Raw genomic sequence first — 12,179 nt, forward strand, 5'->3', positions numbered from 1 at the left:
CGTCCGGCCGTCTCCGGCCGCCTGTCTGTACGCCACGCCCGCCTGCCCGCTCGGCCGCCCGTACGCCCTGCTTGCTCGCATGCCCTGCTTGCCTGTCCGGTCAGTCGCCCGGCCAGGGGGCCACAAGAAATGCTGGCCGCACGCGGCCATATCATGGCCCGATGGGCAACAACCGCCGTGGTGACGGCGTCTCCGGCGATCCGCGGGACCGTATCCTCGCCTCCGCGCTGACCGTCTTCTCCTCCCGGGGGTTCCGCGGTGGCAGTCTGAACGACATCGCCGCCGCTGCCGGGCTCACCCGGGCCGGGCTGCTGCACCACTTCCCGAGCAAGCAGGCCGTCCTGCTGGCCCTGCTGGAGCAGCGGGACGCCCAGCTTGACCTCTCCGACCCCGACAGCCGTACGACCCTGCTCCAGCTGATGGACCAGATCGGCCCGCTCACCGAAGAGGTGGTCATGAACCGGGAGATGGTGCAGCTCGCCCACATCCTCACCGCAGAGGCGTCCGGTGAGGACCACCCGGCCCGTGAGTGGGTGGCACGGCGCTACGCACGGCTGCGCGCCGATCTGGCGATTGTGGTGCGGCGCTCGATCGAGGCCGGGGAGCTTCGCGCCGACCTCGACCCGGAAACCTTCGGCGCCCTGATCCTCGCGGTCGTCGAGGGTGCCGAGAACCAGTGGCTGATCAGCCCGGACGAGGTGGACCCGGCGACCGTGGTGGGCCAGTTGCGCACCCTGTGCTCCGTCGCACGGCCCTAGGTGTGCTGTCCCGGGACGTTGGTGACACGCGTGCTGGGTGCTTGAAAGGGTGAGGGCCTTCTGGGTTCGGTGTGGACTGGTACAACTACCACCGACCCCACACCGGCATCGGCGGCCAGACACCAGCCAGCCGCGTCACCAACCTGCCCGGACAGCACACCTAGGCCCTGGGCCTAGGGCGCTTCTGACGGATCTTCGCGGCGTCGCGACGCCCGGCACGCTCCCCCACTGCCTGAACGGCGTGGGCGGTACCCCCACTCACCGCACGGTGTGCGGGGCCAGGTGGCTCCGCCACATGACCCTGCACACCGCACGCCGAGGGCACGCACCGAACGCCGCTCCTTCTCCCACGGAGATCCGTCAGAAGCGCCCTAGCGGGGCAGTGTCCGGCGCATGATCGGCGGAGCCATCGGCGGATCGCTGCCGCGGTCACGGTGTCTTGGAAGACATGGGCCCGTCCGTCGTCGCGAGTCGCGACGGCCCGGGAGTCCGTGAGCCCGGTCCATCGTTCGCTCGACCTCGTGGCGGCAGCGGCAGCGGCAGCGGCAGCGGCGGCGCTCGCGGTCGAAGCCGGTGGGCCTACCGCCTGTGCTGCCCGGCACCGGCGGTTGCTGCGGGAGCTGTATGCCTTGTCGCCGCTGACGTGGTCAGGCCGGTCCGGGGCCGTCCGCCCAGCGGGCGGGGTACCCCCCGGGATCTCCGGCCCAGGACCTCGGCCGCCCGGGGGTGTCACCCCACTGGCCCGGTGTGACCGGCAGGGCCGGTGGGCGGCCCCGCCCCGACGAGCAGCCGGCCAGAAGGTCGCGTGATCCGCCGGACAGTGCCCGAGGCGTCCGGACCGGCGGAGCCCGTCAGGCGAGCGGTACCCGGACGTGGCCCGGCTCGTACGAGCACTCCCGGCCGTCCGGCAGGACCAGCGTGTACGGCAACGGGCTGTCCACCTCGACCGCCGCCGTGTCGAACGACACCGTCAGCAGCCCGGCTGGGGTCGGCACCGCGCCCTCGGCCCGCTCCAGTACCCCGTACGCCGGAGCGACCCGCACACGCGCGAAGCCCGCCTCGCCGGGGGTCACGCCGAGCACCCTGGTCACCAGGTCGCGGGTGGGCGTGGCGCTCCAGCCGTGCACCGGGGAACCCCAGCCCCAGCACTCGCCGAAGGTGTCGTAGCCGTCCTTGAGGAAGACGCTCCACCCGCGCATCTCCCGGACCAGGTCCGCGGTGCGGCCGGCCAGCGCCGCCGCGTCGTGCACGACGTACCCGAAGAAGGGCTGGGCGCGGACGACCTCTTCCTCGGCGTCCCAGTCCACCCGCTGGATGCCGCGCACCTGGTCCGCCATCTTCCGCTCGTCGTAGCCGCCGTCGGCGCCGCCGATCCAGGAACGGGTCACCAGCCGCGTCGGGTCCATGACACGGTCGATGATCCGGTCCCAGCGGTCGGCCGGGGCCAGCCCCGAGACGATCGCCGCGGAGCCGGCGGCCTGTGAGGTCTCGGGCCTCGGCACGCCCTCCACGACATGGTCGACGTAGGTGCCGCGCCGCTCGTCCCAGAACGTCTCGTAGCCCGCCCGCGCCCGCTCCCACAGGCCCTCGGCCCAGGCCGCGTCGCCGTGGTTGCCCAGGGCGGCGCTGATCTCCGCGTACTCGCCCAGCCCTCGCGCCCACAGCGCGGTGAGCAGGGAACTCGCGCCGTCGACCAGCACGCTCGACCAGTCGACCAGATTCCACTCGGGGACGTCGGCCAGCACACCGTCCTCGTTGAGGTACGGCACGTACCAGGCGAGGATCCGCCGTGCGGTCGGGGCGAGTTCGGCGACGAACGCGCGGTCGGGGCTGTAGCGGTGGAAGGTGTGCAGCCCGTGCAGCCAGTGCAGGGCCCAGTCGGGTATGGACACGCCCCCGCTCGCCTCGATCTCGCCGACCACGCTCATCGGCAGCATGCCGTCCGGGCGGGGCGAGTTGCCCAGTTCGAGGTAGCGGCGGGCCAGCCGCCAGTCGGTGGAGGTGGTCAGATGCACCATCTGGTGCACCACTCCGTCGCCGACCCAGGCGCGCTGCTCCCGGGTCGGGCAGTCGGTGAAGGCGTCATGGGAGTTGAGCGCCACGGTGCGCACCCCGGCGGCGTACAGCGCGTCGAGTTCCGGGTCGCTGCTGCGGAAGTACGCGTTCCCGGCGCGCGGGTAGAGGTGCTCGCGCACCTCGACGTACTCCACACGGACCGGGCCGTCCGCGTCGATCAGTGCGTGGAGGTAGCGGAAACCGTTGACCTCGAAGGCCTCGAAACGGTCGTCGGTGCCCCGGGCGATGTAGCGGGCACCGGTGTTCGGGGCCGTCCCCGGTTCCGGCACGCCGGGAGGGTAGGGCAGCTCACGGTAGATCAGGTCGATCTGCGTCCCGGGAGCCGCGGACAGCTCCAGGCGGACCAGTCCGCACACCACCCGGCCCATGTCGAGCATGACGTGCCGGGCCTGTCCGGCACCACCGGGCTCGAGCACCAGCGGGAAGGCGGTGTCCCGCAGGTCCCAGTCGGTGAGTCCGGCGAGATGGGCGCGAACCCGGGCGACAGGGTGCGGGTGGCCCGCGGCCTCGGCGGGCGGCGCGACCGAGACCCGGACGGGGGTGACGACGTCCCCGCCCAGCGGGCCGATCGGGCGGGGCAGCAGCGGCCCGTAGGGGTCGGTGGGCGGCTGCGAACGGGCGAGCGATCCCACGTGGCTCGTCGGCACGATGTGGGCGGGCCGCCAGTCGGCGTCCGGCGCGCCGGTCCGCCAGTCGGCGGGCAGCCGGCGGGCATCGAGGCATTCGACGGGCACCCCGTCCAGGCCGCTCATGGAGCCCGGCAGTTGCCAGGCACCGGTGTCGAGCACCTGCCAGCTCTCGTCACTGACCAGCATCCGGTCGCCCAGGTCGGCCTCGAAGACGAGCACCGCGTCACCCCCGAGGGTGGGGTTGGCGGCGGCGGGCATCCAGAAGGAATTGGCGTGCCCGTAGTAGGTGACGGTGACCACCAGGGTGTTCTCGCCGGGCACGGCGAGCGGCGCGAGCTGGAGGTCGTCGTAGGTCAGCCGCCGGGGCTGGCTCCGGATCGGCCCGCGCCCGGCCTCATGGCCATTGAGGTGGACGGTGTAGCGCGAGTCGGCGGTGATCCGGGCCGGCAGGGACTCGGGGACGGTGTCCAGGTCGAAGGTGGTACGGAACAGGAAGCGGCCGAATCCGGCCCGTTCACCGGCCGTGCCCAGCACTATCTGCCCCTGCTCGGGGCGGGTGTCGCGGGGGCCGATCCAGTGGCCCTGCCAGCGGGTGTCGCGCAGGACTGCGGGGGTGGACGCGGGGGTGGACGCGGGGGCGGACGCGGGGGCGGACGCGGGGGTGCGTTCGGACATGGGTGGTTCTCCGGGGTGGGGGTCGGGTCAGACGGCGTTCGGCGCGGCGTCGGAGGCGGTGCCGGACGGGCTGGGGGAGGAAGAGGAAGGCTTGGCCCAGGGCGCGGTGCCCCGAGAGCGTTCCAGGGCCGGTATCACCAGGCCGCCGATCAGTCCGCTGCCGAGCATGAAGCCGGCGAGCAGCCCGACCAGCAGCTGAGGGTCGGAGGCGGCGATGGAGGGGGTGACGACCGCGAAGCCGGCGGTGAGTGCCCGGGTGACGCCGTAGGTGATGCCCTGGGCGGTGGAGCGCAGCAGGGTCGGGAAGAACTCCTGCGACCAGACCTTGTAGATGGCCTCGCCGGCGAACGACTGGCCGATGCCACCGGCGAGCGACAGCAGGAACAGCGAGGTGGTGGAGAACCCGAGCACCACCGGTGTCGCGTAGCCGACCACCTGGAGCACCGCGCCGATGACGAAGAACACCCGGCGCAGCCTGGAGTCGGCGATCCGCATGAACACGTAGGTGGTGCCCAGGCCGAGCGGCATGCCGATCAGCCCCAGCATCGAGGCGGTGGAGACCTCGGTGTGCGCGACATTGACGTACAGGTAGGTGGAGAACTGGCCGAGGGTGTTCGCGCACAGGTTCCACAGCGTGTAGTAGAGGCCGGTCATGACCAGGGGCATCAGCAGCACGGGGCGCAGCAGCTGCCGGGCCGAGGCCCGCAGGGTTTCCCCGGCGGTTTCCCGCGGGCCGCTGTCGCTGGCCTGCCGCCACTCGGCCGACTCACGCATCGAGCGGCGCAGGAACCAGGTGATGACGGCGACGATCAGCAGGTGGGCGTAGAGGATCCGGGCACCGGTCATCCCGAGGTCCGCGAAGAGCGCGGCCAGTACGGTGACCGCCACGATGCCGACCAGCCAGAGCATGGAGGAGACGCTGACCATGCGGCCCCTGCGGCCCTCCGGTGAGGTCTCGGCGATCAGCGCCAGCGAGGTGGGGATGTCAGCGCCCATGGCGAGGCCGGCCACGACGACGCCGACGTAGAGCATGGGCGTGTTGACGGCGCACAGCAGGATGACGATGCCGGCCGTGTAGACCAGCAGGTCCACCGAGTAGACCCGCTTGCGGCCGACCATGTCGCCCAGCCGGCCGCCGACGAGGGCGCCGAGCGCGATGGTGAGGGTCAGCAGTGACGACAGGACGCCGATCGACAGGCTGGTGAGGCCGAACGCGGCCTGAAAGATCACCAGAGCGATGGAGGTACTGACGATGGTGGCCGAGTCCAGGTAGGAGGCGAGTCCGGCGAGAACCGCGTTCTTCAACGGTGCTCGGGGTCGGTCCACGGTGACGGAGGTGGCCGAAACCAGGGGGTCGTGCGTCATGAACACACCTCTTCGAAGCGTCGTTGCTTGGGTGCAGGGCGGAGGCCTGGCCGATTTCCGCCCGTTGGCGGAGGACAGTAGAACACAACCTCCCAACCAGTTGGTAGGTGTGGTGTCCGACCAGTCTCGCGCGAGGGCCGCGACGGACCCGCACCATCGCCGGCACCGCCGCTCCCGGAGCGGAGTCGGAGCCTCCGCCGGAGCCCGGTGGCACGGAGAGGGCCGGTCCGGCGTCCGCCGGAGCCCGGTGGCACGGAGAGGGCCGGTCCGGCGTCCGCCGTCGACCGCGGCGTTCGGGGTGCGGTCGGCCGGCGGCCGCACCGTGCGCGGGGCGCCGTACCGGACACCGCGCATCCGGCGGTGTACGACCACCGGGACCGCGAGCGCCGGGCAGGTCCTGCTCGGCCACCGCCGCGTCGTAGCCGTGGCTGATCCTCCAGGAGGGGGACCGGTCGGTCACGGCGCGCGGGCGGCCCACGGCGACCGCCTTGCCGCCGAGGCCGTACCCGGCGATCACCGCCTTTCCGCGCATCGTGCACGTGGCCGCGCTGCTCGGTTCGCCGACGCGCGTCCGCCGCCGCCCCGGCTCCACCGGCCCGCCGAAGGCCACCGGGAGCCCCGCCGGACGCGGCGGCGCCGGCGCACTGCCGGCTCCGTCGCCGCGGCCGTACCCGCTGTCACCGCCGGCCCGCCCTCTCCCCGCGGTGCGCCACCCGTCCGGGCCCCACCATGGCGCACACCCCGTTCGGGGGTAGTGAGACCTGCGGCACGGACTGCACGATGGCGGAAGAGCCGCCCGGCGATGATGGTCCGGCACCCAGGAGGACAGATGACGACGGCGACGGAACAGTTCCGCAGGGCCAGGGACTTCCTGCTGGAACACCGCGAGGACTACGCCACGGCCCACCGGGACTTCACCTGGCCCCGACCCGAGCACTTCAACTGGGCCCTGGACTGGTTCGACGCCATCGCGGACGGGAACGACCGCACCGCCCTGCACATCGTCGAGGAGGACGGCTCCGAGGTCCGGCTCTCCTTCGCCGGCCTCTCCGAACGGTCCGACCGGGTCGCCAACCTGCTGCGCGAGCGCGGTGTCGGACCCGGCGACCGGATCCTCGTCATGCTCGGCAACCAGGCCGAACTGTGGGAGACCGCCCTGGCCGCGATGAAGCTGCGCGCCGTCGTCATCCCCGCCACCCCCCTGCTCGGCCCCGCGGACCTGCGCGACCGTGTGGAGCGCGGGCAGGTCCGGCACGTCGTCGTACGCGCCGCGGACACCGGCAAGTTCGATGACGTGCCCGGCGACTACACGCGCCTCGCCGTCGGCGGGGTCCCGGAGGGCTGGCAGCCGTACGAGGACGCCGACACCACCTCCGCCGCGTTCCTGCCCGACGGCCCGACCCTCGCCGGCGACCCGCTGATGCTGTACTTCACCTCCGGGACGACGGCCCGCCCCAAGCTGGTCGAGCACACCCATGTGTCGTACCCGGTCGGGCACCTCGCCACCATGTACTGGATCGGGCTCCGGCCCGGCGACGTGCACCTGAACATCTCCTCGCCCGGCTGGGCCAAGCACGCCTGGTCCAACCTCTTCGCCCCGTGGAACGCCGAGGCGACCGTCTTCCTGCACAACTACACACGCTTCGACCCGGCGCGGCTGATGGCCGAGATGGACCGTGCCCGCGTGACGACCTTCTGCGCCCCGCCGACCGTCTGGCGCATGCTCATCCAGGCCGACCTCACCCAGTTGCGCACCCCGCCGCGCGAGGCCGTGGCGGCCGGCGAACCCCTGAACCCCGAGGTCGTCGAACAGGTACGGCGGGCCTGGGACGTCACGGTCCGGGACGGCTTCGGCCAGACGGAGACGGCCGTGCAGATCGCCAACAGCCCCGGCCAGCCCCTCAAGACCGGCTCCATGGGCCGCCCCAGCCCGGGCTACCGGGTGGAACTGCTCGATCCGGTGTCCGGCGTGCCCGGCGCGACGGAGGGCGAGATCGCGCTCGACCTGTCGCAGCGCCCGGTCGGCCTGATGACCGGTTACCACGGCGACCCCGACCGCACGGCGGAGGCGATGGCGGGCGGCTACTACCGCACGGGCGACATCGGCACCAGGGACGAGAACGGATACATCACCTATATCGGGCGCAGTGACGATGTCTTCAAGGCGTCCGACTACAAGATCAGCCCCTTCGAGCTGGAGAGCGCGCTGCTGGAGCACGAGGCCGTCGCCGAGGCGGCCGTCGTCCCCGCCCCCGACCCGCTGCGGCTCGCCGTGCCCAAGGCGTACGTCGTCCTCGCCGAGGGCTGGGAGCCCGGTCCCGACACCGCGAAGGCGTTGTTCGAGCACTCCCGCGAGGTCCTCGCGCCCTACAAGCGCCTGCGCCGCCTGGAGTTCGCGCCGCTGCCCAAGACCGTCTCCGGCAAGATCCGCCGCGTCGAACTGCGCGAGGCCACGGCGGCCGGCTCGGCCGCGGAGTACCGCGAGGAGGACTTCCGGTGACCCCGGGAGCCTGACGCGCCGTCGGCCCCGCCGGGGTGGAGCGCGACGGTGCGTGTGTCCGGAGTGCTCGCCCCGACGGTTGTCAGGAGTGCGGGTGGACTTCTACAGTCCCCTCACGCCTTGTTCATGGGAGCGCTCCCAAAAGGCGTTGGCAGGGAGCGCCCCCGGTGCCGCGTCACCGATCCGGTTGTCCCTCCTGGAGAGGCCCCCCACATGCAACCGTCACCGCACCGCCCCCGGACTCCGCGCGGACTGCTCGGTGCGCTGCTCACCGCTCTCCTCACCCTCACCGCCTTGGTGGCCGCCGCGCCGTCCGCCGAGGCCGACACCACCCTCTGCGAGCAGTACGGAACGACGACGATCCAAGGGCGCTACGTCGTCCAGAACAACCGCTGGGGCACCAGTTCCACCCAGTGCGTCACCGCCACCGACACCGGATTCCGGCTCACCCGGGCCGACGGCTCCGTGCCCACCGACGGCGCCCCGAAGTCGTACCCGTCCGTCTTCAACGGCTGCCACTACACCAACTGCTCACCCGGAACCGCACTCCCCGCCCGGGTCAACGGCGTCTCCAGCGCACCCAGCAGCATCTCGTACGCCTATGTCGGCGACGCCGTCTACAACGCGTCGTACGACATCTGGCTGGACCCCACGCCCCGCACCGACGGGGTGAACCGGACCGAGATCATGATCTGGTTCAACCGGGTGGGCTCGGTCCAGCCGATCGGCTCCGCGGTCGGCACGGCGACCGTGGCCGGGCGCGCCTGGGAGGTCTGGACGGGCAGCAACGGCTCCAACGACGTGATCTCCTTCGTCGCCCCGTCGGCGATCTCCGACTGGAGCTTCGACGTCATGGACTTCGTCCGGGAGACCGTGGCCCGGGGGATGGCCCAGGACACCTGGTACCTGACGAGCATTCAGGCCGGCTTCGAACCCTGGCAGAACGGAGCCGGGCTCGCGGTGAACTCCTTCTCGTCGACCGTCGAGACCGTCCAGGCCGGCGGCACCGGCGGACCGGCCGTGACCTGAAGGACCCGCCGCAGGACCCGCTCCGGGGCTCGCCCAGACCCCCCACCTCCACCCCCACCCCCAGTCCCCCCGCCCGTCCGGCGGCACCCTCCCCGGACGGGCGGGGCTCCACGGGTCCCCGCCCACGACCGCGCCGGGGCTCCACGGGTCCCCGGCGCGGTCGTGGGCGGGGAGGCGGGCGGCGCGGACGTCCAGGTCCTCGGCAGGGCCGTTCGGTTGCCTACCCGCGCCCTGTACCGACAGGGGCGGGCGCCGCGCCAAGACGGCCCAGGTCAGGTGAGGCAAGAACCCGGGCCGTGTAGCCGCCTGTTGACCGGCACGGGCCCCGTGCCGGAAGCGCACCAGACGCACATGACGGCGACCGTGCTGCACCGGCAGGGCGGCAGCGCGTCTCACATCCGTCGGATCTGTGGCAGACGGCCGAGCCGCGGCCCCAGGAGGTCCAGGGCCTCGTCCCAGCGGAAGCGGTCCGCTCCGCCGCCGGCCTTGGGCGGGTGCGGCTCGTACGAGCCGATCAGGACGTCCATCTCACGAAGTCGGTCGAGGCTCTGCCGGTAGGCGGGGTGAGCCGCTTGGGCGGCGTTCAGGTAGGGCAGAGCAGCGATGGGGACGCCCATGCCGTACGCCTCGCACAGGATGCCCAGAGCGAGTGTGTCGGAGATGCCGGCTGCCCACTTGTTGATCGTGTTGCAGGTGGCCGGGGCCACGGCGATGGCGTCCGCCGGAGGCAGGGGGCGCGGCTCGCCGTGGGTGCGCCAGGCGGACCTGACGGGGTAGCCGGTCCGGGCCTGGATGGTCTCGGTGTCGAGGAAGCCGAGACCGTGCGGGGTGGCGATGACGCCGACGTCCCAGCTACGTCCCTGCGCGGCGGTGATCAGCTTGCCGACGTCGGAGGCGACACCGGAGGCGCAGACGACGACGTACAGGAAGGGCTTCTTGTCCTCAGTGGTCGGCTCGGTCACGCGGGGGCTCCCAGGAGGCGGCTGAAGTGGTGCAGTTCCGGCAGCGTACGGCGGTGATCGCGGGCGGCCAGGTCGGCGACCAGATCGCGTACGGCCGGGCGGCGGACGTCCTGGGCGGCACAGCTCTCGGCGACGCGCAGGGCCCGGTAGGCGTCGGAGAGGCGGTCCTGCCGGCTGTAGGCCCGGGCGGCCTCCACCCACAGCGCGGCCCGGCGCTCGGGCACGGGGATGGGCCGACGCATGAGCGGCCGGGCGGCTTGGAGGGCAAGGCCTGCGTCACCGAGCGACACCAGGGCACTGACCTCGTGGAGAGCGACGTTGGTGGAGCTGAAGCCGGCCCAGGCGTCCGGCCGGTCGAGTGAGACGTACCGGGCCACTTCTCTTGCCTCGGCGAGAAACTCGTCGGTCGCCGCCCGGTCGCCCTCGCTGCTGGCCGCGGTGGCGCCGCGCAGCAGTAACAGTCCTACGGCCGCCAGGTACTCGGGGTGACGGCGGTCGCAGGAACCGGCGAGTTGGCCGGCGGTGTGCCGGACGAGGGTGACGGCCTGGGCGGTGTGGTTCTCACGGGCCAGGACGTGGGCCTGGACGCGAACGCTGGAAGCGAGGACCACCAGGTCACCGGAGCGCTCGGCCTCGGTCGTCGCGCGGCCGGCCGCCAGCCAGGCATGCCGGGGTCGTGCTGCTTGAGCAGCAGACTGGTCGAGGTCTGATATGCCGTCGCCAGGAGCCCGCCGAGCTCGTCCGGGCCGGCCGGGGTGTCGGCGGCCGCCTGCCGCAGGTCGGCGATCAGGCCGGGGAGCGTACGGGCCAGAGCTGTGTAGTCGCAGGTGTGGAAGAGCCTACGGGCGGCGCCGACCCGTTCACGGAGCGCTGTCGCGTCCAACGGGACACCGGTACCCGCCAGGCTCGTGCCGGGCAAGAGTGCTCGGACGAGATCGTGGTGGGCCGGGACCCCGGAGGGGGAGGGTGCCAGCGCGGCAAGACCTGCGGCGAGGACGGTGCGGCGGTGCATGCCCACAACCTCGTGATCAGGGAAGGGAGCGTCGGTCAGGACGGCAAGTCCCAACTGCGCGTCAGGGATGCCGAGTTCCCTTGCGACGGCACGCAGGACACGGGTGTCCTCAATACCTCGGCCGCTCTCCAGCCGGCTCACCTTGGACTGGTGGTAGCCGAGTGCGGCGGTGATGTCCCGCTGGGAGCGTCGCAGTGACACCCGGGCATGACGGATCACTTCACCGAGTCGTCGCGCTTCACCGTGTCCCTCGGTCATCTACCACGGCTCCTTCTGTCGTCGCAGAGCATGTCTGCCCAACCTGGTGCAGGTCAGCCCGTTTCGGGTTGATGCGGTTTCTGCATGAGCGATGCAGCACCGACGAGGGGGAAGGCGAACCTCTGTGGCGGGCTGGTCACCAACGCTGTCCGGTACGGAGACACCGGTCAGGTGTCCCTGACGGCTCAGCTGGTCAGGGAGGTCCTGCGCATCGAGGTCTGCGATTCCAGCTCCTTGCTGCCTGGGCCCGCTGTTCCGGACGAGAACAGCGAGAGGGGTCGGGGCCTGCTCCTCGTCTCCGCCCTGGCCGACCGTTATGGCGCTGAACCGGCCGGCAACGGGAAACGGTGCTGGGCCGAGATCGTCGTACCCTCCGGCTCCACCGCGGCCCTGCTGACCGAGGCCATCGGGCAGGCTCCCGTCCCCTCGTACGCCGGAGACGCCGCCGACACTGAAGCCGAGAACACCACCGCTCAGCAGCCCCGGCGTGGATCACTCGACCAGTCAGTCGGTCAGAGGGACTGACCGACCGACGTCGACGGCCTTCGCATCCCTCCTTGCCCGCTCGGGCCCGGAAACAGACCGACGGGTCACCGAAGCACTCCGCACCAGTTCACCCGCGTGGGACCAAGGAACCTCCCAGGAACCTGGGAGGTGCTGTGCAACGAGCGCCACTCTCATCGCCCACCTACGGAGGGACCGCGCGTCGGCGGCCTTGCCTGGGGCCGCCGACGCGACGGCGGCCCCAGGGCAAACAGGAAGATGACGAAGCAGGCCGAGCCAAGCCGTCACGCAACTCCGTCGATAACACCCCGGGCCGGATCTCGGCGACGGTCGAATGCTGACCCTCTGACGGCGGATCAAAAGTGACCCACTTGGTGATCTTCGTCTGACTCTGGCCTTGGTGATCAAGGT

Annotated in this window: 6 protein-coding genes and 3 pseudogenes; 4 read left to right on the forward strand and 5 right to left on the reverse strand. The window is 71.9% G+C overall.

What is annotated here, in order from left to right; translation table 11 throughout:
• The first annotated feature begins 161 nt into the window (after positions 1–161).
• On the forward strand, positions 162–758 hold the full coding sequence (locus ACIP67_RS20090) for a TetR/AcrR family transcriptional regulator (RefSeq protein ID WP_401693266.1): 597 nt from the start codon (positions 162–164) through the stop codon (positions 756–758).
• Positions 759–1,155: 397 nt separating this feature from the next.
• On the opposite strand, the pseudogene ACIP67_RS20095 reads toward ACIP67_RS20090, so the two are convergent.
• From ACIP67_RS20095 to ACIP67_RS20105, 3 genes and pseudogenes are all read right to left on the reverse strand, one after another.
• A pseudogene (locus ACIP67_RS20095) lies at positions 1,156–1,555 on the reverse strand (IS5/IS1182 family transposase); the annotation flags it as partial.
• A 54-nt stretch (positions 1,556–1,609) separates the two neighbouring features.
• Positions 1,610–4,138 (reverse strand): family 78 glycoside hydrolase catalytic domain, encoded by a 2,529-nt coding sequence (locus tag ACIP67_RS20100; protein ID WP_401693268.1) that lies wholly within the window; start codon positions 4,136–4,138, stop codon positions 1,610–1,612.
• Between the two features lie 27 nt (positions 4,139–4,165).
• Positions 4,166–5,503 carry an MFS transporter gene (locus ACIP67_RS20105; RefSeq protein ID WP_401693269.1) on the reverse strand — a complete coding sequence of 446 codons (1,338 nt, stop codon included), beginning with the start codon at positions 5,501–5,503 and terminating at the stop codon, positions 4,166–4,168.
• Positions 5,504–6,332: 829 nt separating this feature from the next.
• Between ACIP67_RS20105 and ACIP67_RS20110 the strand changes: the two genes are divergently transcribed.
• Together ACIP67_RS20110 and ACIP67_RS20115 are read left to right on the forward strand one after the other, a co-directional pair.
• On the forward strand, positions 6,333–8,003 hold the full coding sequence (locus tag ACIP67_RS20110) for an AMP-binding protein (RefSeq protein WP_401693270.1): 1,671 nt from the start codon (positions 6,333–6,335) through the stop codon (positions 8,001–8,003).
• A gap of 213 nt (positions 8,004–8,216) precedes the next feature.
• Positions 8,217–9,020, forward strand: a pseudogene (locus tag ACIP67_RS20115) (glycosyl hydrolase family 5); the annotation flags it as partial.
• A gap of 404 nt (positions 9,021–9,424) precedes the next feature.
• On the opposite strand, the gene ACIP67_RS20120 reads toward ACIP67_RS20115, so the two are convergent.
• Positions 9,425–9,994, reverse strand: coding sequence for a flavoprotein (locus ACIP67_RS20120; RefSeq protein WP_401693271.1), 570 nt, complete (start codon positions 9,992–9,994; stop codon positions 9,425–9,427).
• Positions 9,991–11,264, reverse strand: a pseudogene (locus ACIP67_RS20125) (helix-turn-helix domain-containing protein). Before ACIP67_RS20125 ends, ACIP67_RS20120 begins: the two are co-directional and overlap by 4 nt.
• Positions 11,265–11,348: 84 nt before the next feature.
• Between ACIP67_RS20125 and ACIP67_RS20130 the strand changes: the two are divergent.
• Positions 11,349–11,789: an ATP-binding protein gene (locus ACIP67_RS20130; RefSeq protein ID WP_401693272.1), complete on the forward strand. Its 441-nt coding sequence runs from the start codon at positions 11,349–11,351 to the stop codon at positions 11,787–11,789.
• Positions 11,790–12,179: the final 390 nt, after the last annotated feature.

The organism is Streptomyces sp. NPDC088812, assembly GCF_044750285.1.
Classification (GTDB): domain Bacteria; phylum Actinomycetota; class Actinomycetes; order Streptomycetales; family Streptomycetaceae; genus Streptomyces.

Bases quoted from the DNA above. Each gene is read 5' to 3' on its own strand.
- ACIP67_RS20110 (WP_401693270.1), top strand. From the start codon at position 6,333: ATGACGACGGCGACGGAACAGTTCCGCAGGGCCAGGGACTTCCTGCTG.
- ACIP67_RS20130 (WP_401693272.1), top strand. From the start codon at position 11,349: ATGAGCGATGCAGCACCGACGAGGGGGAAGGCGAACCTCTGTGGCGGG.
- ACIP67_RS20105 (WP_401693269.1), bottom strand. From the start codon at position 5,503: ATGACGCACGACCCCCTGGTTTCGGCCACCTCCGTCACCGTGGACCGA.
- ACIP67_RS20100 (WP_401693268.1), bottom strand. From the start codon at position 4,138: ATGTCCGAACGCACCCCCGCGTCCGCCCCCGCGTCCGCCCCCGCGTCC.
- ACIP67_RS20090 (WP_401693266.1), top strand. From the start codon at position 162: ATGGGCAACAACCGCCGTGGTGACGGCGTCTCCGGCGATCCGCGGGAC.